The 19091-nt window shown below is 70.9% G+C and carries 16 protein-coding genes; 11 read left to right on the forward strand and 5 right to left on the reverse strand.

The window, feature by feature from the left end; all coding sequences use genetic code 11:
• Nucleotides 1-126: 126 nt before the first annotated feature.
• The 4 genes from AB0L53_RS55570 to AB0L53_RS55585 all read left to right on the forward strand — a co-directional run bounded on the left by AB0L53_RS55570 (nucleotide 127) and on the right by AB0L53_RS55585 (nucleotide 4188).
• Nucleotides 127-1548: an alpha/beta hydrolase gene (locus AB0L53_RS55570; protein ID WP_364014010.1), complete on the forward strand. Its 1422-nt coding sequence runs from the start codon at nucleotides 127-129 to the stop codon at nucleotides 1546-1548.
• A 1-nt stretch (nucleotide 1549) separates the two neighbouring features.
• The gene (locus AB0L53_RS55575) at nucleotides 1550-2626 is read left to right on the forward strand and encodes a sensor histidine kinase (RefSeq protein WP_364014013.1); all 1077 of its coding nucleotides are present in this window, start codon (nucleotides 1550-1552) and stop codon (nucleotides 2624-2626) included.
• On the forward strand, nucleotides 2620-3321 hold the full coding sequence (locus AB0L53_RS55580) for a response regulator transcription factor (protein ID WP_364014016.1): 702 nt from the start codon (nucleotides 2620-2622) through the stop codon (nucleotides 3319-3321). Before AB0L53_RS55575 ends, AB0L53_RS55580 begins: the two co-directional genes overlap by 7 nt.
• Nucleotides 3322-3471: 150 nt before the next feature.
• Nucleotides 3472-4188, forward strand: coding sequence for an alpha/beta hydrolase (locus tag AB0L53_RS55585; protein WP_364014019.1), 717 nt, complete (start codon nucleotides 3472-3474; stop codon nucleotides 4186-4188).
• A gap of 52 nt (nucleotides 4189-4240) precedes the next feature.
• Here the strand turns inward: AB0L53_RS55585 and AB0L53_RS55590 are convergent, their stop codons facing one another.
• The gene (locus AB0L53_RS55590; RefSeq protein ID WP_364014022.1) at nucleotides 4241-7099 is read right to left on the reverse strand and encodes a BTAD domain-containing putative transcriptional regulator; all 2859 of its coding nucleotides are present in this window, start codon (nucleotides 7097-7099) and stop codon (nucleotides 4241-4243) included.
• 158 nt (nucleotides 7100-7257) lie between these two features.
• On the opposite strand from AB0L53_RS55590, the gene AB0L53_RS55595 reads away from it, so the two are divergent.
• From AB0L53_RS55595 to AB0L53_RS55610, 4 genes are read left to right on the forward strand one after another with little or no spacing between them, the layout of a single operon-like run.
• On the forward strand, nucleotides 7258-7710 hold the full coding sequence (locus AB0L53_RS55595; protein WP_357958631.1) for a carboxymuconolactone decarboxylase family protein: 453 nt from the start codon (nucleotides 7258-7260) through the stop codon (nucleotides 7708-7710).
• Nucleotides 7704-8408, forward strand: coding sequence for an SDR family oxidoreductase (locus AB0L53_RS55600; RefSeq protein WP_358543237.1), 705 nt, complete (start codon nucleotides 7704-7706; stop codon nucleotides 8406-8408). Before AB0L53_RS55595 ends, AB0L53_RS55600 begins: the two co-directional genes overlap by 7 nt.
• A gap of 31 nt (nucleotides 8409-8439) precedes the next feature.
• Nucleotides 8440-9744 carry an FAD-dependent oxidoreductase gene (locus tag AB0L53_RS55605; protein WP_364014026.1) on the forward strand — a complete coding sequence of 435 codons (1305 nt, stop codon included), beginning with the start codon at nucleotides 8440-8442 and terminating at the stop codon, nucleotides 9742-9744.
• 12 nt (nucleotides 9745-9756) lie between these two features.
• Entirely contained in the window at nucleotides 9757-10974 is a 1218-nt protein-coding gene (locus AB0L53_RS55610; RefSeq protein WP_364014029.1) for an SGNH/GDSL hydrolase family protein, read from the forward strand.
• Between the two features lie 9 nt (nucleotides 10975-10983).
• On the opposite strand, the gene AB0L53_RS55615 is transcribed toward AB0L53_RS55610, so the two are convergent.
• Entirely contained in the window at nucleotides 10984-11442 is a 459-nt protein-coding gene (locus AB0L53_RS55615) for a rhodanese-like domain-containing protein (protein ID WP_364014032.1), read from the reverse strand.
• Between the two features lie 97 nt (nucleotides 11443-11539).
• Here AB0L53_RS55615 and ftrA point away from each other — a divergent pair, with 97 nt between their 5' ends.
• A complete protein-coding gene (gene ftrA, locus AB0L53_RS55620; protein WP_364014035.1) occupies nucleotides 11540-12508 on the forward strand; it encodes a transcriptional regulator FtrA in 969 nt (322 codons plus the stop codon).
• Between the two features lie 73 nt (nucleotides 12509-12581).
• Complete coding sequence (locus tag AB0L53_RS55625; protein WP_364014037.1) at nucleotides 12582-14525, forward strand: hypothetical protein; 1944 nt, start codon at nucleotides 12582-12584, stop codon at nucleotides 14523-14525.
• Here AB0L53_RS55625 and AB0L53_RS55630 read toward each other — a convergent pair.
• From AB0L53_RS55630 to AB0L53_RS55640, 3 genes are all read right to left on the reverse strand, one after another.
• On the reverse strand, nucleotides 14507-16519 hold the full coding sequence (locus AB0L53_RS55630) for a hypothetical protein (RefSeq protein ID WP_364014040.1): 2013 nt from the start codon (nucleotides 16517-16519) through the stop codon (nucleotides 14507-14509). The two genes, AB0L53_RS55625 and AB0L53_RS55630, sit on opposite strands and share 19 nt — an antisense overlap.
• Nucleotides 16520-16584: 65 nt before the next feature.
• The gene (locus AB0L53_RS55635) at nucleotides 16585-17463 is read right to left on the reverse strand and encodes an SDR family oxidoreductase (protein ID WP_364014043.1); all 879 of its coding nucleotides are present in this window, start codon (nucleotides 17461-17463) and stop codon (nucleotides 16585-16587) included.
• Between the two features lie 2 nt (nucleotides 17464-17465).
• Entirely contained in the window at nucleotides 17466-18722 is a 1257-nt protein-coding gene (locus tag AB0L53_RS55640; protein WP_364014045.1) for an MFS transporter, read from the reverse strand.
• A 79-nt stretch (nucleotides 18723-18801) separates the two neighbouring features.
• On the opposite strand from AB0L53_RS55640, the gene AB0L53_RS55645 reads away from it, so the two are divergent.
• Nucleotides 18802-19091, forward strand: a 290-nt coding sequence (locus AB0L53_RS55645; RefSeq protein ID WP_364014048.1) for a LysR family transcriptional regulator, incomplete at its 3' end; no start/stop codon positions are given.

The following is a 19091-nucleotide window of genomic DNA, read 5'->3' on the forward strand; positions in this document are numbered from 1 at the left end:
GGACCTGCCCGACAACACGACGGCCAGCACCCCCGGCGAATCGCAAGGTGATCGCCGGTGCGCACGCGTGAGGATCTATCGAAAGGTGGACGACCGGCAGCAGGCGGTCCGGCAAGGCTGAGGGTCATGAAGAAGACGATCCTCGCCGTGCTCGGCGCGATGCTGCTCTCCACGGTGGCGGCGGCACCGGCGACAGCAATGGCAGGCGCCGAGCTTTCCTGGCAGGACTGCGGAGACGGCCTGCAATGCGGCCGGCTCACCGTACCCGCCGACTGGGCCGCCCTCAAGGGTGCGCAGATCACGCTGGGGCTCGCCAAGCTGCCCGCCAGGGACCCGGCCGCCAAGAAGGGGACGCTCGTCCTCAACATGGGCGGCCCCGCCCAGCAGATCTCGATCCTGCGCCAGATAAAGGACACCTTCGCCGACCTGACCCGATGGTTCGACGTGGTGGTCTTCGACCCGCGCGGGTTCGAGGCGAGCACCGAGGTGCGCTGTCCCAACCCGGCGCCATATCCCACCAACGGGGAGTGGGTGTTCACCGACCGCGCCGCCTTCGCCCAGTACACCAAGCAGAACCGCCGCTTCGGCGTGGGATGCGCCGAAGCCGCCGGCCCGCTCGAGGGCAACCTGAACACCTGGCAAGGAGCCCGCGACCTGGAGGCGGTCCGGGTGGCGCTGGGCGAGCGGAAGCTGAACTATTTCGGCAACTCCTACGGCGGCGTCCTCGGCGTGGCCTATGCCGAGTACTTCCCGTCCCGTGTCGGCCGCATGTATCTGGACAGTCTGATCGACCACACCAACCGGTCGTGGACCGAGTGGGTCCTGGCCAGAGCGAAGATCAAGGAAGACAACCTGCACCGCTTTGCCGAGTGGTGCGCCACCGACCGGAGTTGCGCGCTGCACGGCCGCGACGTGCTCAAGGTGTGGGACGAGGTCATGGACCGCGCCGCCGAGCGGCCGATCCCCGCGCCTGGCGCCGGAGCGGATGCCACGGCCAGTGCGGCCCTGATCGCCTCCCGCGCGACTGTCTCCTTCGATGCGACGTGGCCCGACCTGGCCAAGTCCCTGAGCGAGGCGGACGCGGGTGACGCCACCCAGTTCGCCAAGCCGTTCGCCGGGGCGCCCGACCCGGACCTCAGCAGGATCACGATGTGCGCCGACTTCCCGTTCCCGACCACATACCGTGAGGTCAAGGCCATGGAGGCACGGCTGAGAAAGACCGCGCCGCGCATCGGCTGGACCACGGCCTGGCCGATGGCCGGCCTCTGCACCGGACTCCCGAAGAAGACGTCCTACCCGCCCCATCCGATTCGCCCACGCGGTCTGCCGCCGATCCTGATCGTCAACGGTGAGTACGACGACACGGCGACACCCGCGTACGGACGCCGGATCGCCGCGCAACTCGACGGTGCCCGCTACCTCTCGGCCAAGAGCGGTCACGCGCTCTACTGGCGCGGCATCCCCTGTGTCCGCGATTACGTTCACCGCTATCTGACCACCGGGCAACTCCCGCCCGCGGGCACGACCTGTGGTCCGGCATCATCGTGACATGCCCTGGCTGAGGGAGGTTCTGCTCGTCGCCGGCGCCGCGATCGCCGCGGCGCTGCTGACGGCGCTGAAAGGGCGGGTCCCGGGCGACGTCACCCTTCTCGTCGTCTTCAGCGTCGGTGTCAGTCTCCCTCTGCTCGTCCGGCGGGTGCTGCCGTTGACCGCCGCAGTGGCGTCCGCGGTGATCGCGCTGGCCGGGATGGTCCAGCTGCACCGCTGGGAGGGGATGCTGGTCACGATGGCCGTGTTCTGCACGGCCGTCTACCATCGGCCACGGCGTCCCGCCCTGGTGCTGGCGGTCTCCACGGCCTGGATGGCAGGCATCGGCATGGTGATCGGCGGAGCGGTGGTGCCGATGCTCACCGACATGGTGATCATGGCTATCGCCCCGGTGGCCACCGGCTACGCGCTACGGCTGCACCGGGACAGGGCCGACCAGTCGCTGCGCGTGCAGCGGGCCGAGGCGGAGCGCGTGCTGGCCGAGGAGCGCACCTGGCTGGCCAGGAACGTGCACGACAGCGTGGGCCACCACCTGACGGCGATCCGGCTGCAGGCCGCGGCGGCCCGGCGAACACGCGGCGAGACCTCGGCGACGCGGGCCCTGGAAGTGATCTCGAACCTGTCGCTGTCCGCGCTGACGGAGGTGCGTGACCTGCTACGGACGCTCAGCGAGCACCCGGCCGCCCTTCAGCCCGGCACCGCCGACCTGGAGCGGCTGGCCGGGCAGCTCACCTCCGCTGGCCGTACGATCACCATCCGCCGTACGGGGACGGCAGGCGTCCTGCCGCCCGCCGTCGACCACACCGCCTACCGGGTGGTCCAAGAGGCGCTGACGAACGTCGTACGCCATTCGACCGCGAGCGAGGTCACCGTCCGCCTACGACAGGACGACCGCGGGCTGCGCGTTGAGGTCCTCGACAACGGCGCCCCTGCGCCGGCGTCACAGGCTGAGGGCCAGGGCATCCGGGGCATGCGGGAACGGGTACGCCTGCTCGACGGCACACTGTCGGTGGGACCGGTCGATACGGGCGGCTGGCGGGTCCGGGCCGATCTGCCCAGGGAGGGGAGCGCGTGGTGACGATCCGGGTGCTGGTCGCCGACGATCAGGAGGCGGCGCGGGAGGCGCTGCGGTCCATACTCGACGGCGAACCCGACATCGACGTGGTCGCGACGGCCGCCGACGGCGCCGAAGCGGTGCACCAGGCGCTGTGGCGGCGACCGGACGTGGTGGTGATGGACCTGCGGATGCCGGGCATGGATGGCATCGCGGCCATTGACCATCTCGCCGGTGCCCAATCCGCTCCCCGCGTGCTCGCTCTGACCACGTTCGACCTCGACGAGTACCTGTTCGGCGCGCTGCGCGCAGGAGCGGCCGGTTTCCTGCTGAAGGACAGTGATCCCGACGTGCTCATCACGGCGGTCCGCGAACTGCACCAGGGCCGGGGGTTGATCGACCCGCAGGTCACCGGCCGCCTGATCAGCCGCTTCGCCGCCCTGTCCCCGCGCCCCGCCACACCCGAACTCGACCTGTTGACCCCGCGCGAACACGACGTGCTACGCCTCCTGGCCCGAGGACTGAGCAACGGCGAGATCGCCGCGGCATGCACCATCGAGGAAGGCACGGTCAAAACCCACGTCAACCGGATTCTCACCAAACTCGGCCTGCGGACCCGCGTGCACGCCGCGATCTACGCCCACGAACACGGCCTCGTCGCCCGCGACGCTCCCGGCCCTGGTGCCGCGTCAGGCATCGCTCGCCCTCGCGGAACGTGAGCGGCTCCCTTGTGATAACTTCGGCGGCGCCGTGCACCGCATCAAACCGCAGGAGGTGAGTCCGATCAACGCTGTGACAGGTCGGTGCTCCCTCCCTCGCATGGCCTAGGGAGCGCCCGCGCAAGGCATCCCGAAAGGCGTGAAACGCGCATGCGCTTCATCTCTCAGACGTCTACCGACGGCGTCACCGAACGACCCTTCACCCTTGGCGAGATCCCCGGCATACTGTGGACGCCGGACGACGCCGAGCCCCGTGCCCTGGTTCTCATCGGACACGGCGGCGGACAGCACAAGCAGGCACCTGGTGTGGTGGCCCGCGCCATCCGGCTGGCGGCCGAGTGCGGCTACGCGGCGGCGGCCATCGACGCCCCCGCCCACGGCGACCGGCCCAGGAGCGCCGAACACGAGCGGATCATCACCGAGATGCGCGCCCGCATGGCCGGCGCGGGCGACCCACTCCCCCTGCTGGCCGAGCTCCACACTCTGCTGGCCGCCCAGACCGTCCCGGAATGGCGCACCGTCCAGGACGCGCTCGGGGATGTCGGCCCAGTGGGCTACTGGGGCGTGTCGCTGGGCTGCGCTCTCGGCATTCCGCTGGTCGCCGCCGAGCCGCGCGTCCGCGCGGCGGTGCTGGGGCTGAGCGGGACGTCGCTCGCCTCGGCCGAGGCCGCCGCCGGGGTCACGGTGCCCGTGCGGTTCCTGGTGCAGTGGGACGACGAGCGGGTTCCGCGCGAGGATGCCCTGGCGCTGTTCGACGCCCTGGCTTCGAGCGAGAAGACGCTGCACGCCAACCCGGGCAAGCACGGGGACGTGCCGGCTTTCGAGGCCGACAGCGCGTTGCGCTTCTTCGCCCGTCATCTGGGCTGATACCGCCCTCTGTCCTCCGTGACAGACTGCCGGCCCCTTGGTCGAAGGCCGGTCACTTTCGGCGAGAGGTCTCCGGTGTGGGGAGGAGCTGGGCGATGGCCTCGCGGGCGCGCTTCTCCTCGCTCCGGTTGCTCAGCTCCACCGCCAGATCGAGTGCCGCGCTGTGCAGGCGTACGGCCTGGCCGAGGTCTCCCATGGTCGCCGCGATCTCGGCCAGGCTGTTGAGTGCCTTGGCCTCGCCTCGCCGGTAGCCGAAGAGCCGATACAGCTCCAGCGCCTGCTCGTGATGGTCACGTGCCTCGGTGAGCCGGCCCAGCCGGGTGCAGGCCACCCCGAGGTTGTCCAGAGCGTCGGCCTCACCGCCTCGGCTGCCGATCTCCCGGGACAGCTCCAGCGCCTGACGATGCAGGTCGGCCGCCCGCGCGTACCGGCCCAGCCGCTCGTGGACGATGCCGAGGTAATCCAGCGTCACGGCCTCCCCGAACCGGTCGCCGATGTCGCGGAACAGTTCAAGGGCGCGCAGGTTCGCCTCCTTGGCCCGCTCGTGGTCGCCTTCGTCCGTACTCACCCTGGCCAAGCCGAGCAGCGCCCGCGCCTGACCTCGCCGGTCTTCAGCTGTACGGCAGGCGGCCAGCGCCCGGTCGAAGTGCTCACGGGCGACGTCATGGCGCCCCCGCACCTGATGCACCCAGCCGAGATCGGTCAGCGCCCGCCCTTCGTCGGCCGGATCCTCACGGCGTCGGGCGGCCCGCAGTGCCTTGCTGTACAGAGTGAGGGCGTCGTCGTGGTGGGCGTGGTCGTAAAGATAGCGGTACAGCGTGGTGGCCAGCAGGCTGGTGTGCGCCACGTCGCGATCGGCGGCCAGGACGAGGTTGGCTCGTTCGGCCTCCAGCCACGCCAATGCCTGCGGCGCGTCATGGAGAGGGACCGGTGGGAGCGTGGCTCGTTCGATGCGCGGTCGCCGGTGGGCGCTGTCGGGGTAGAGCACCTCCATGGCGGCCGACGCCGTGGTCAGCTGGTGGCCGAGCAGCCGGGTCAGCGCCGCGTCCCTGGCCTGCGGCGGCTCCTGCTCGGCCACCAGGTCCGCGGCGTACCGGCGGAGCAAGTCGTGGAAGACGTACCGGCCGAAAACGCGCTGCTGAAGCATGTGCGCGTCCAGCAGGTCCTCCAGTACGTCCTCGGTACGCTCCATGGGGAGATCGGCGAGCGCGGCGGCAGCGTAGGGTTCGAAGTCGCGGCCGGGATGCAGTCCGAGCAGGCGGAAGAGCCGCTGCTGGTCAGCGGTGAGCTGGCGGTACGACAGGGTGAACGCAGCCGCCACGCCGCGTTCCGACCTGGCCAGCTCGGTGAGCCTGCGGCGCTCATCACGCAGGCGTTCGGCGAGATGGTCCACGCTCCAGCGAGGGCGGTGCCGCAGACGGGTGGCGGCGATGCGTACGGCCAACGGCAAGAACCCGCACAGCAGCAGAACCTCGGTGACCGCCTCGGGCTCGGCGGCCGCACGCTCGCCCACGATACCGGTGAAGAGCGCTAAGGCGTCGGGCAGGGGCAGTACGTCCATGGACAGGGCCCGCGCGCCATCCAGGTCGGTGAGCCGCTGGCGGCTGGTGATGAGCACCAGGCTGTTCGAAGCGCCCGGCAGCAGGGGCCGGACCTGGGCGGCGTCGGCGGCGTTGTCCAGCACCAGCATTACTCGGTGGCCGGCCAGCTCGGCTCGCCACAGCGCGGCCCGCTCCGTCATGGACGCGGGGATGCGCTCGGTCGGCACGCCGAGCTGCCGCAACAGCACCTCCAGCGCTTCCCCGGGCTCAAGTGGCCGCTGGCCCGCTGTGTGAGCGTGCAGGTCGATGAAGAGCTGACCGTCGGGGTATCGCTCAGCGAGCCGATGCGCGGCATGGACGGCCAGCGCCGTCTTGCCGATGCCGGCCATGCCGTCGATCGCGGAGATCGTCACCGCCTGGCCGGCGGGCTCGCACAACTCCTCCACCTGGACGGAGCGGCCGGCGAAGTCGGCGATGTCGTAGGGCAGGAACGCCGCCTCGGGCCGGGCCGTGACGGCGGCGGGCAGCACGGCCTCCGCGGGCCTCGCCGTGGCGAGTAGGTCGGCCGCCGCCGGCCGGATCGTGGCAGCCGCAGGCGGCTCACCGCGCAGGACGGTCTCCTCCACTGCCAGGAAGTCAGGGCCCGGATCCAGCCCCTGCTCATCGGCCAGTCTGCGGCGGTAGCCACGGCCGACGGCCAGCGCGTCCGTCTGGCGCCCGGCGCGGCGCAGGGCCAGCATCAGTTGCCCGGCCAGTCGTTCACGCAAGGGATGCGCGGTCAGCTCGGCGGCCAGCTGATCAATGAGCTCCTCGTGCCTTCCGGCGGCGAACTCGAGCTCCACCAACCGCTCGATCGCGGCCAGCCGCCGATCCTCCAGCCGTGCCCTGGCGCTCTCGGCGAAATGGGCCTGGACGTCGGCGAAGGCGGGCCCGCGCCACAGGGCGAGCGCTCCACGCAGCGTCCGTACGGCCGCAGCCGGCTCGGACCCCCGCTCGGGCCCCAGCTCGGACCTCGCCTCGGACTCCGCCTTGGCCACGAGCGTGGTGAACTCCTCTAAGTCGAGCTGTCCCGGCTCTGGAGTGATCACGTATCCGGCCGGCCGGGTCTCGACCAGGTGGCCCGCGTTCGCCGCGCGCAGCGTGCGCCGGATCGCCGTCAGCGCGGCGTGTACCTGTGCCCGGGCGGTGTCCGGCCGCCTCGGGCCCCACATCGCCTCGCTCAGCCGCTCGACGCTCAGCACCGTGCCGGAATGCAGCAACAGGTACGCCAGGAACGCACGGTGCCGCGGGGCGAGCGAAGGAAGCTCCAGGCCATCGACCGACACCTCCACGGCACCCAGGACCGCAAACCGTACATTCCCGCCGAGCATCGCAGGAGTCTATATCCGCGGCGGATCACCACATCGTCGATGCATCGCGGATGTATTAATCGCCCCCGTGATGCTGGTCGTACGGCGCGGCGGTCACATTTCCCCGCTCGCCTCAGTCATATGAGCGACAACGTTCAGAACTCTCCAGGAGACAGACCATGCAAGCACGCATGAAGAACCCCGCCATCGTCCTGCCCGGTGCCATGCAGGCGCTGATGAACCTCCAGAAGGCCACCGACCAGGCCGGGCTGCCCAAGGTCACGTCCGACCTGGTCCTGCTGCGGGCCAGCCAGATCAACGGGTGCAGCGTCTGCGTCGACATGCACGCCAAGGACCTGCGCAAGCAGGGCGAGAGCGACGAGCGGCTCTTCGCCGTGGCCGCCTGGCGCGAGGCCCCGTACTTCACCGACGCGGAACGCGCCGCGCTGGCACTGGCCGAGGCCGTCACCCGGCTCGCCGACGGCGGTCAGGTCGGCGACGACGTGTGGGACGAGGCCGCCGACCACTACTCCGAGACCGAGCTCGCCGCTTTGATCATGACGGTCTCCACCGTCAACCTGTGGAACAGGCTCAACGCCACCACCCGGCAGATCGCGGGCGCGGCATGGTAGCGGTCGCCCTCGTCACCGGCGCGAACAAAGGCATCGGCTTCGAGATCGCCCGCCAGCTCGGTGACCGGGGCATCACCGCGATCATCGGCGCCCGTGACGAGGAGCGGGGACGCGCCGGGGCCGAGCTGCTCGGCCTGCCGTACGTGCGGCTCGACGTCACCGATGCGGCCGGCATCCGAGCCGCGGCCACGTGGATCGAGCAGGAGTACGGCAAGCTCGACATCCTGGTCAACAACGCCGGGATCACCTTCGCCGACGGGCCGCCCAGCGAGACCTCGGTCGAGCAGGCCCGCCAGGTCTACGAGACCAACGTGTTCGGCGTCATCGAGGTCACCAACGCGATGCTGCCGCTGCTGCGCCGCTCGTCGGCGGGCCGCATCGTGAACGTCTCCAGCGAGCGCGGCTCGATCGGCCGCACCCTGGACCGGAGCCATCCGCTGTGGCCAATGCTCAACCTGGCCTACTGCTCCTCCAAGGCCGCCCTGAACATGATCACCGTGTCCTACGCCAAAGAACTGTGGGACACCCCGATCAAGGTCAACACGGTCGACCCGGGCTGGGTCAAGACCGACATCAACCACAACGAAGGCATCAAGACTCCCGAAGAAGGCGCCGCACCGATCGTGGCCATGGCCCTGCTGGAAGCCGACGGCCCCACCGCCACCTTCGTCCAGCATGAAGGCCCTCTTCCCTGGTAGTCCCTGGTAATCCCTGAAGGAGATGACAGCTATGGATCTGCGTAATGCCGTCCGAGGGCGTGTACTGCTCCCCGGCGAGGACGGGTTCGACGAGGCGGCCCGGCCATGGGCGCTGGGCGTCCACCAGCCGGTGGCCGCCGTGGTGACGGCGGAGAACGCCGCGGATGTGGCGGCGCTGGTGCGATACGCCCGCGAAGCCGGGCTGACGGTCACCGCCCAGCCGTCGGGCCATGGCGCCTCGGGCGATGTGCAGGGGGTGATCCTGCTGCGTACCGGCCGCCTGGACTGGGTGGAGGTCGACGCGGAGGCGCGTGTCGCCCGGGTCGGTGCCGGCGTGCGGTGGGGCAGGGTGCTGGCCGAGACCGGCAAGTACGGCCTCACCGGGCTGGCCGGCAGCAGCCCGGCGGTGACGGTCGCCGGGTTCGTCGCCGGCGGCGGGATCTCGTGGTTCGGCCGCAAGTACGGCTGGGCCGCCGACTCGGTACGCGCCTTCGAGATCGTCGACGCCGACGGCGAGCAGGTGCGGGTCACCGCCGAATCCGACAGCGAGCTGTTCTGGGCGCTGCGCGGTGGTGGCGGCGACTACGCGCTGATCACCTCGATCGAGCTGGCGCTGTACCCGGCGCCCAGCGTGTACGGCGGACGGATCGTCTGGCCGGCCGCCCGCACGGCCGCGGTGTTCGACGCCTTCCGCCAGATCACCGCGGACGCGCCACGCGAGCTGTCGGTGTGGGTCAACCGCGTGGCTCCGCCGCCCCCCGCCCCGCCGATGGTCACCGTGGACGTGACCTACCTCGGCGACGACGCGGAGGCCAAGGCGTTGCTGGCCGTCTTCGACGAGATCGGCGGCAGCCTCTCCGACAGCCGCGGCCTGATGGACCTCGCCGATTTGGGCACGATCGCCGCTGAGCCGATCGAGCCCAGCCCGATGCTGGCCCGCACCGAACTGCTGGGCGGCCTGGAGGAGGCGACGCTGGAGACGCTCGCCGGCGCCGACCTCGCGCCGCTGCTGAACCTTCAGGTCCGGCATCTGGGCGGGGCGCTGGCCGAGGCCGATCCCGGCGGCGGCGCGGGTGGCGCGCTCGCCGAGCCGTACCTGCTCTACCTGCTCGGCCTGCGGCTGCCCCACCTGGCCGACGCGGTGCGGGGCAAGCAGGCGGCCCTGGTCGAGGCGCTGGGGCAGGCGGTCAGCGGGCGCAAACCGTACACCTTCCTCGCGCCGGCGGAGAACGCCGCCCAAGCCTTCCCCGCCGGCGCCCTGGCCCGGCTGCGCGAGATCAAGCGCGACCGCGATCCCTATGGCGTCTTCCGCGCCAACTTCCCCGTCCCGGACTGAAGGAGCACCCACGTGTGGAAAATCGCGACCGCGGCCGCCCTGATCACCGCATTGACGGCGTTACCGGCACCCGCCGACGCGGAAACCGGCAGGTGGACAGCGGGATGGGCGAGCGCCATCCAGCAACCGTCGGCCGACGTCTGGTATCCCACCTGGGCGGAGAAAGGTTTCGCCAACCACTCCGTCCGCCAGGTGGTGCGGGTCACCGCCGGCGGCTCGAGGCTCCGGATCCGGCTGTCGAACCGCTACGGCGGCAGCCCGCTCCGGCTGACCGGCGCGAGCGTGGGCAAGGCCGGCACGGGCGCCGCGGTACAGGCGGAGACCCTCCGACCGCTGTCCTTCGCGCGCTCCGCCTCCGTGAACATTCCCACCGGCGGGCAGGCCGCCAGCGATCCCGTCCGTCTCGCGGTCAAGCCGGGCGAGCGGCTGACCGTGACGCTCTACTTCCAGGGCACCACCGGCCCGGCCACCTACCACAACCTCGCGCAGGCCACCTCCTACCGGGCCATCGGCGATCACCTCCGCGACCTCGGCGCGGCCTCCTTCGCCGAGACCAACAGCTCCTGGTTCTACCTGTCCGGAGTGGACGTGTTCAGCGACGCGGCAGCGGTGGCGACCTTCGGCGACTCCATCACCGACGGGTACGGCGCCACCCAGGACGCCGACGACCGCTACCCGGACGCGCTGGCCCACAGGCTGGCCGGACGACGGCCGGTGCTCAATCTCGGCATCGCCGGCAACCGCCTGCTCACCGACTCGGCGTGCCTGGGTGAGCGGGGACTGGCGCGCTTCCGCTGGGACGTGCTCGACCGGTCCCGCGTCAAGAGCGTGATCGTGCTGGAGGGTATCAACGACATCCTCCTGGGCCTGCAGGAACCCACGCCCTGCACCACGCCCGCGGTCAAGGTCGGCGCCGACGACCTGATCGGCGGCTACCGGCAGCTCATCCGCGCCGCCCACGCACACGGCGTGCGGATCATCGGCGGCACTCTCCTGCCCGCCAAGGGGTACGCGAACCTCACTGACGAGGCCGAGCGGATCCGCGACGCGGTCAACACGTGGATCCGGACCAGCGGCGCGTTCGACGCGGTCGTCGACTTCGAGCGCGCCGTCGCCGACCCCGCCGACCCCGACCGGATTCGGCCCGGCTTCGACAGCGGAGACCACCTCCATCCCAACCCAGCCGGCTACCAGGCGATGGCCGACGTCGTCGACCTGCGCACTCTTTAAAGCCTGGGGTCAGCAGCCGCATGCGTCGGCGTGGACGGGAGCCGTCAGCGGGTCGGCGGGCCGCCTCTCCACGCCGGAGCCGGTCACGACGGGGAAGCCCTCGCGGGCCCAATACTCGAAGCCGCCGATCATCTCCTTGACGCGATAGCCGAGCTTGGCGAACTCCAGCGCCGCGCGCGTCGCCCCGTTGCACCCGGGCCCCCAGCAGTACGTCACCACGGTCACGTCTGTGGGGACGATCGATGGCGCGCGTGCGGCGATCTCCGCCGTGGGCAGGTGAAGGGCGCCCTCGATGTGGCCCTGACGCCAGCTCTCCACGCTGCGCGAGTCGACAACGACGATGCTCGCATCGCCCGCGCTGAGATCGGCGTGGACATCGGACACGTCCGTCTCGAACGTCAGACGGGCGGAAAAGTGAGCGACAGTGGCGGCCACGTCGGCGGCCAGCGTGGCGAGAACTGCTGACATTTCGGGATTACCTCCAAACGTTCCTTCCATGAATGGTGCAGCGCGCCCCCGCACCCTCACGAGTGGCATGAATGCCTAATGTCGCTAATATCCAGCCATGCTCCGACGCTATGACAGCAACCGCACCGTCTCGGTCCTGGCCTACGACGGCATGAGCACGTTCGAGCTGGGGTGCGTCGTCGAGGTCTTCGGGCTTCCTCGGCCGGAGCTGGACGTCCCGTGGTACGACCTCGCGGTGTGCGCCGAGCACGACGGCCCGCTGCGGGCGGTCGGCGGCTTCATCATCCAGGCGACGTACGGGCTGGAGGTGTTCGCCGAGGCACGGACGGTGATCGTCCCAGGTGTGGCAGACGTCCGCGCCGAGGTCTCCCCCGCACTCATCGACGCGGTGCGACGGGCGCACGAGCGGGGCGCCCGCGTCGTGTCGATCTGCTCAGGGGCCTTCGTCCTCGCGGCGGCCGGCCTCCTGGACGGCCGGTCGGCCACGACGCACTGGAGGTACGCCGAGCTGCTCCAGGAACGGTTTCCGCAGGTCAGAGTAGATCCAGGCGTGCTATACGTGGACAACGGCGATGTTCTGACCAGCGCGGGCAGCGCGGCCGGCATCGACCTGCTGATCCACCTCATCCGCCGGGACCATGGCCCGGGCGTGGCCAACGCGGTGGCCAGGAGGCTGGTCGTGCCGCCGCACCGGGAGGGCGGCCAGGCGCAGTTCATCGAGGCCGCCGTCACCCCCATCGAGGATGACGACGCCGTGGCCAGGACGATGGAATGGGCGTTGGCCAATCTCTCCCGCCCGATCACGGTGGCGGTGCTGGCCCGTGTCGCCGGGATGTCGCAGCGCAGTTTCGTCCGGCACTTCAACCGCAGGACCGGGACCAGCCCCCTGCGCTGGGTGATCGCGCAGCGGATCGCGGCCAGCCTGCCGCTGCTGGAGTCGGCCACGGCGCCGGTCGAGGAGGTCGGGGCCGCCGTCGGCTTCGAAAGCCCGGTGACCTTCCGCCACCACTTCAGCCGCTCGATGCACACCTCCCCGTCCGCGTACCGGAAGGCATTCGGCCGCTGACCCTGGCAGCTCTTGCCAGGGAGCCAGGCGAGAAATTACGGTCAAGGCCGTTATATCTCTCCTGGAGGGACTTATGCGCATCCTCGCTGTGGCATTAGCCATCGCACTGTCCATCACATCTCCGGTCAAGGCCGAAACCGCACCACCGACAGGCTGTGGCTTCCAGAGCCTGGGCACCCTGCCGCTCACCGGCGCCACCACCGCGGGCACGGCGCGCGACGGCGCCCGCGTCTACTCGGTCACCTCCAGCGCGTCCGGCCCCGCCATGCTCGGCATCAGGAACGCGGCTGACGCCACTCTGGTCGCCGAACGGCCGCTGCCGTACGCGCTCGGCTCCTGGGCCGTCACCGTCGCCCCCGATCACTCCGTCTACGTGGGCAGCTACAACGCCACGGCCGGGGCCATGGGCCGGCTCTTCCGCTACGACCTCGCCACCGACCAGGTCAGCGAGCTGGGCATCGCCGTGCCGGGCGAGACGTTCGTGTGGACCGTGGCCGCCAGCCCCGACGGCTCCGCCGTCTACGGCGGCACCTCGCCCAACGGCCGGCTCTTCCGCTACGACACGGCCACCGGGCGGATCTCGGACCTGGGCAGCCCGGTGCCGGGCGAGCAGTACATACGCGACCTCGCCATCGCCAAGGACGGCACGATCTACGCCGGTATGGGCGCCGCGAGCATGAAGGTGGCGGTGTTGAAGCCCGACGGCACCCTGATCAAGGTCATCGACCCACCGATCCAGGGCAGCGGCTATGCCTACGACCTGGACGTGGTGGCCGGTCGCCTGCTGGTCCGCTTCGGCACCTCCACCGGCGCCAACCCCATGGGCGTCTACGACCTGGCCAGGAACCGATGGCGCGACGTGGTGGAGGACGTCGACAGCCTCACCGTCGGCGGCGGGGCGCGTGGCGACCGCGTCTACCTGTTCCAGGGCGAAGAGCTCGCCGTCTACGACATCAAGCGCCGGAAGACGACCCGGCTCGGCTTCACCGACTTCGGCGGCGGCGCCGCCCGCCCGCTGGGCTGGATCGGCCACACGCTCGTCGGCACCTCCTCCACCGGCCGCATGTGGCACTACGACCGCAACAGCAGCCGGGGCAAGCTGTTCGATTCCACGTTGACCGGCCAGCCCGTCTCCATCAGGTCGATGGGGGTCGGCCCCAACGGCCGCGTCTACGCGGGCGGCTTCTTCACCGGCGGCCTGGCCGCCTATGACCCCGTGACCGGCGCGGCACAGTTCTGGCCGAACGTCGGCCAGAGCGAGGGCATCGTCACCCACAAGGGCAAGCTCTACCTCGGCGTCTACCCCGGCGCCCGCATCTACGAGTTCGACGGCACCGAGCCCCGGCTGCTGCTCGGCCTCGCCGACCAGGAGCAGGACCGGCCCTTCGCCATGGTCTCGGCCGGCGACTGGCTCGCCTTCGGCACCGTGCCCAAAGCCGGCACGCTCGGCGGCGCCTTGGGGCTGCTCGACCCCGCCACCGGCAGGTCGGTGATCAGGCGCAACCTCATCCCGGGTCACAGCATCATCGCCCTGGCCTACCGCGACGGCGTCCTGTACGGCACGACGTCGGCCTTCGGCGGCACCAGCACCCCTCAGGGCGAAGCCCGTGCCTTCGCCTACGACATCGCCACCGACACCCTCAAGTGGACCAGCACCCCGGTGCCCGGCGACCTGGCGCTCGGCTCGATCACCTTCGACGGCGAGGGCAGGCTCTGGGGGCTCACGCCGGACACGCTCTTCGAGCTCGACCCGGCCACGGGCCAGACCCTGCGCAGTGTGCGGCACCAGACCTACCCGTGGTCCACCGCCACCCAGGTCTGGCTCGACACCAACATCGAGCTGGGCCGCGACGGCATGCTGTACGGCAAGGTGCAGGGCAAGGCCTACCGGATCGATCGGGCGGCGATGACGCTCACGCTCATCGCCCGCCCGATCTCGATCCTGCTCAAGGGCCCGGACCAGCACATGTACCTGTCACGCTTCGAGAACTTCTCCACCTACCGGCTCTGCGGCTGATACCTGAACAACCGCGGCCCCTCGGCGAAGTAGACGTCCCCGGACCTGTGCACCGCGAGCTGGTGCACAGGCCCCTGCCGCAGCACCGTCCGCCGCCCGGAGACCGGGTCCAGCGCGAACACCTCCGTCCCCGCGTGCGCGCCGTACAGCAGGCCGTCCCTCCTGTTGAGGGAGAGGGCGCCGCTCGCGCTCGTACTCGACGAGAGGGTGATCTTGGAGACCACCTTGCGGGCCGCCACGTTCACCGCGAACACCTCGCCGCCCGCGATCCCCCACAGCCGCCCCCGGCGGTCGAAGGTGAGCGCCGGGATGGCCGGCTTGCCCGGCGCGGGGACGATCTCCCAGAGCAGCCGGTCCTCCCGTACCGACCAGGCGAACAGCTTGGCCTCGGGCTGGGTGGGCGGGGTGGCCGCCTGGCCGCCGTAGATCGAGGTGCCGCCGTAGACGACGCCGTCGCGGTAGGCCAGTGACACGATGCTCTGGTCCTGTACGACGTTGCGCGAGGCGTGCTTCAGCTCGCCCTTCGCCGAATCCCACACCGCCAGCACCCCGCCGAGCTGACCGAGATCGGGCATCGTACCGGCGACCAGGTAGCGCCCCGCCGACACCAGGGCGCGCGGCCTGATCTGCTTGTCGGCCGCGAGGTCGAACAGCCTGGCCGGGTTGGGCGCCGGTCCCGGCTCCGGGCTGGGCGAGTACTCGGTGCTGTTCCACGGCAGCGCGGGGTCGTAGGCGTAGACCCTGGCCTCGGGGTAGGCGCCGACGTACAGCTTGCCGGCGTGCGTGGTCATGGCCTCGCTCTGGGAGAAGGTGTGGAATTCGGCCCGCTCCCCCGTCTTCGGGTCGAGCGCGGCGAACCCGCCGTTGAGGAAGCCACCGGTGTAGACGCGGCCGTCCGGGCCGTCGGCGATGGCGGTGATGTCGATCGGCTCGCCCTTGATGCCGGTCTGTACGAACGAGCGCGCGCCCGTCTGCGGGTTGTAGCGGAACATCAGCCCCCTCCACAGCAGCCCGACCAGGCTCTTGCCGGGATAGTCGGGCAGGCCCAGCTCCGCCCAGCCGATGCCCCTGGTGTTCGCCACCCGCCCCGTGAACGGCATCCCGGTCCCGGTCACCGTTCGGGTGCGCGGGTCGTAGCACACCAGCTCGGCGGCCTTGACGAAGTAGACGCGGCCCTGGTCGTCGGGCGATGAGACGTCGAGGCCGTGGGCCGACTCGACGGCGTCCGTCCAGGCATGGGCGGCGATGTCCCAGACGTGCAACGGCCCCGGGAAGGCGCTGCCGAACCTGACATAGAGGAAGCCGCCGACGGCGTTGACGTCGTAGGCCCACTTGTCGGTGAGGTCCAGTCCCGGCGGGGCGGGCAGCCGCTCGGCCACGCCCGTGGCGGCGTCGACCTCGAAGACGGCCGCCGGGGCTTCCGTACCCGCGTAGATCTTGCCGTTGGCGTAGGAGACGCTGCGGACGTAGGCGTGCGACGGGGACAGCCGGCCGTAGTCCCGGACGCCGCCGGCCTGGTCGTAGCCGAACAACCGGCCGCCTGGTGATGTACCGCCGTAGACGGTCGCGCCCTCGCCGGCCGCCACGGACCAGATGAAGTTCTCCGACGGCAGGGGGCGGCCCAGGTCGGCGACGCCGCCCTGGCGGGTCCAGCGGTAGAGGCGGCCGTCACCGTACGTGCCGGCGTAGAGGCTGCCGTCGGGCGTCGCGTCCACCGCCCAGGCCCCGGCGGCGCCCGGCAGGTCGAACCGGCCGCGTTCGGCGCCGGTGGCGGGGTCGACGGCGTTGAGGTGGGCGGGGGTACCCGAGGAGGCGCCCCAAAGCGCCGCCTGGCCGTCGGGGCCGGGAGCCACGACGCCGCCGAGGAGGAGCACGTCCTGCAGCGGGACGCCGAGATCGGTCACCCGGCCGGTCGCGCTGTGGGCGGGGGGCGCCACGCCCAGCAGCATGGCGGCGCTGAGCCCCACCGCCAGGATTCGCCTCATTAAGGTCATGACCGAAATCTAGGAAATAGACCAATGGTGGTCAAGTACTCCTATTACGGCTAGGACCGTAGTTGTCAGTCGGCCGAGACGAACGCGGCGGCGTGGTCGCGGGCGAAGTCGGCGACGTCTCGCGGCGGGCGCCCGAGAAGGTCGGCGACCGTATCGGTGGTGAAGTCTCCCCAGCCGGATTCATACGCCTGCGCGTACTCCTCCAGCATGTCGACGATCCACCGCGGAACGCCGTAGCCGAGCAGTGTCTTGCGCTTGGCGTCGTCGCTGACCGGCACATGCGTGACGGACCTGCCGAGAGCGAGACTCAAGTGGCCGGCGACCTCGTCGAACGTCAGCGAGCGCGGGCCGGTGAGGGTGTACGTCTGGCCGTGGTGGCGATCCGGGTCGTCGAGGAGCACGCGGGCAGCGCACTCGGCGATGTCGCGTGCGTCGATCATGCCGACCCGCGCCGCGGCCATGTTCAGCGAGAAGGTGCCGGTGGCGGCGAGGTCGCCCGCCTCGTTCAGCAGGTTCTGCATGAACCAGTGGGGACGCAGGATCGTCCAGCGCATGCCGCACCGTTCGGTCTCCCGGTCGGACAGCGCGTGCAACCTGCCGCTGCGGTTCGGCGCGTCGTGTGCCGCGCCGACGACGGACAGGCGCACGACGCGCTCCACACCGGCCTGGCGTGCGGCCCACACGGCGTTCATGTTGTGCTCCGGAGCGCGCGGGCCGTTCGGGGTGAGCAGCCACACGTCCTGCACGCCCTCGAAGGCGGGCGGCAGCGACCGGGCGTCGTCGAGGTCACCGACGAAGACCTCGGCGCCCTGCTCGCGCGGGCCGGCCGCTTTGGACTCTTCGCGGACGAGAGCCCGGAGTCTCACATCGGCGCCTTCCAGCGCGTTGATCAGCGCGGTGGACACGGTTCCGGTGGCGCCGGTGATCAGTACGGTACGCGACATGCTCATTCTCCCTTGGTGGAGGTACGGACGAGGTCGCCGACGACCTTGGGGGGCTTGCCTGTCGCCCGGTCAACGGTGACGCGCTCCAGGATCCAGAGCACGAGGGTCCCGGCCGAGAGGGTGGCGCCCAGGACGCACACGCCGGTCCAGCCGCTGTTCGCCCAGACCGCCGAGGCCAGCGCGGACCCCACCGCGCCGCCGACGAACAGGGAGGTCATGAAGGCGGAGTTGATCCGGTTGCGGGCTTCAGGCCGGAGCGCGTACAGGACGTTCTGGCTGCTGTTGAGCACCGCCTGATGCGCCAGGTCCAGCACGATCACACCGACGAGCAGCAAGACCAGCGAGTGCGCCCCGGCCGCGAGCGCCGGCCAGGACGCCACCAGCAGGACCGTCCCGGCGCCGGAAACGATCTGTACGTACCCGCGGTCGGCCAGCCGCCCGGCCACCGTGGCGGTCAGCGCGCCCACGGCACCGGCCAGCCCGAACAGGCCGATGGCCGACTCCGACCAGTCGTACGGCGAGCCCGCCAGCAGGAAGGTCAGCGCCGTCCACAGCACGCTGAACGAGGCGAGGCTCAACGCGCCGATGCCCGCCCGCCACCGCAGCAACGGCTCGTACCGGAACATCGCCGCCGTCGAGCGCAGCAGACCGGCATAAGACCGGCGTCCACCGTCTCCTCCGAGTCGAGGCAGGAAGGCGCGCAGCAGCACGGCCATCAACGCCATCAGGACCGCGGTCACCCAGTAGACCGTCCGCCAGCCGCCCAGCTCCGACAATGCTCCGGACGCCGTACGCGCCAGCAACAGGCCGAGCATCAGCCCGGTCATCACCGTGCCGACCACCCGGCCACGCTCGGCCGGGGCCGCCAGCGTCGCCGCGAACGGCACCACCACCTGCGCTCCCACCGAGGTCAGCGCGGTGAGGGCCGTACTGACCAGGAGGACCATGCCGTTGGGTGCGGTGGCCGAGACCAGCAGGAACACCGCGGTCGCCGCGTAGAGCGACATGGCGAGCCGCCGCCGCTCCACCAGGTCACCGAGCGGCACCAGCAGGACCAGCCCCAGTGCGTACCCGATCTGCGCGGCCGTCACCAACAGCGCCGCCCGCGATGACCCGATCCCCAGTTCCCGGCCGATCAGGTCGAGCAGTGGCTGCGCGAAGTAGTTGCCCGCGACGGCCAGCCCGGTCGCCACCGACATGAGCAGGAGCAGCCCGCGCGACAGGCCGCCGTCCGTGTTGTGAGATCTCATCGCCGTCATGCCCCCACCTTGGGCGACAGGGGATCAATGAGTCCAACGCATGTTTGTCATCGGACCGATCGTGTATCACGATTGATCCATGGAACTGCAGCAGATGCGCTACGTCGTCGCGGTCGCGGAGACGAGCAACTTCACCCGCGCCGCCGAGCAGTGCCTGGTCGTCCAGTCAGCGCTGAGCCACCAGATCGCCCGCCTGGAACGCGAGCTGGGTGCCAAGCTGTTCGAGCGCACCAGCCGCCGCGTCCGGCTGACCCCCGCCGGCGCGGCGTTCCTGCCCGCGGCCCGCCAGGCTCTCGACGCCGCCGAACGCGCCCGCGCCGAGGTGGCGGCCGCCGCCGGCGAGATCCGCGGCCGGCTCGCCATCGGCGC

The organism is Nonomuraea sp. NPDC052129 (genome assembly GCF_040680095.1).
GTDB lineage: Bacteria > Actinomycetota > Actinomycetes > Streptosporangiales > Streptosporangiaceae > Nonomuraea.

Bases quoted from the DNA above. Each gene is read 5' to 3' on its own strand.
- AB0L53_RS55570 (WP_364014010.1), top strand. From the start codon at position 127: ATGAAGAAGACGATCCTCGCCGTGCTCGGCGCGATGCTGCTCTCCACG.
- AB0L53_RS55575 (WP_364014013.1), top strand. From the start codon at position 1,550: ATGCCCTGGCTGAGGGAGGTTCTGCTCGTCGCCGGCGCCGCGATCGCC.
- AB0L53_RS55585 (WP_364014019.1), top strand. From the start codon at position 3,472: ATGCGCTTCATCTCTCAGACGTCTACCGACGGCGTCACCGAACGACCC.
- AB0L53_RS55590 (WP_364014022.1), bottom strand. From the start codon at position 7,099: ATGCTCGGCGGGAATGTACGGTTTGCGGTCCTGGGTGCCGTGGAGGTG.
- AB0L53_RS55595 (WP_357958631.1), top strand. From the start codon at position 7,258: ATGCAAGCACGCATGAAGAACCCCGCCATCGTCCTGCCCGGTGCCATG.
- AB0L53_RS55600 (WP_358543237.1), top strand. From the start codon at position 7,704: ATGGTAGCGGTCGCCCTCGTCACCGGCGCGAACAAAGGCATCGGCTTC.
- AB0L53_RS55605 (WP_364014026.1), top strand. From the start codon at position 8,440: ATGGATCTGCGTAATGCCGTCCGAGGGCGTGTACTGCTCCCCGGCGAG.
- AB0L53_RS55615 (WP_364014032.1), bottom strand. From the start codon at position 11,442: ATGTCAGCAGTTCTCGCCACGCTGGCCGCCGACGTGGCCGCCACTGTC.
- ftrA (WP_364014035.1), top strand. From the start codon at position 11,540: ATGCTCCGACGCTATGACAGCAACCGCACCGTCTCGGTCCTGGCCTAC.
- AB0L53_RS55625 (WP_364014037.1), top strand. From the start codon at position 12,582: ATGCGCATCCTCGCTGTGGCATTAGCCATCGCACTGTCCATCACATCT.
- AB0L53_RS55630 (WP_364014040.1), bottom strand. From the start codon at position 16,519: ATGACCTTAATGAGGCGAATCCTGGCGGTGGGGCTCAGCGCCGCCATG.
- AB0L53_RS55635 (WP_364014043.1), bottom strand. From the start codon at position 17,463: ATGTCGCGTACCGTACTGATCACCGGCGCCACCGGAACCGTGTCCACC.
- AB0L53_RS55640 (WP_364014045.1), bottom strand. From the start codon at position 18,722: ATGACGGCGATGAGATCTCACAACACGGACGGCGGCCTGTCGCGCGGG.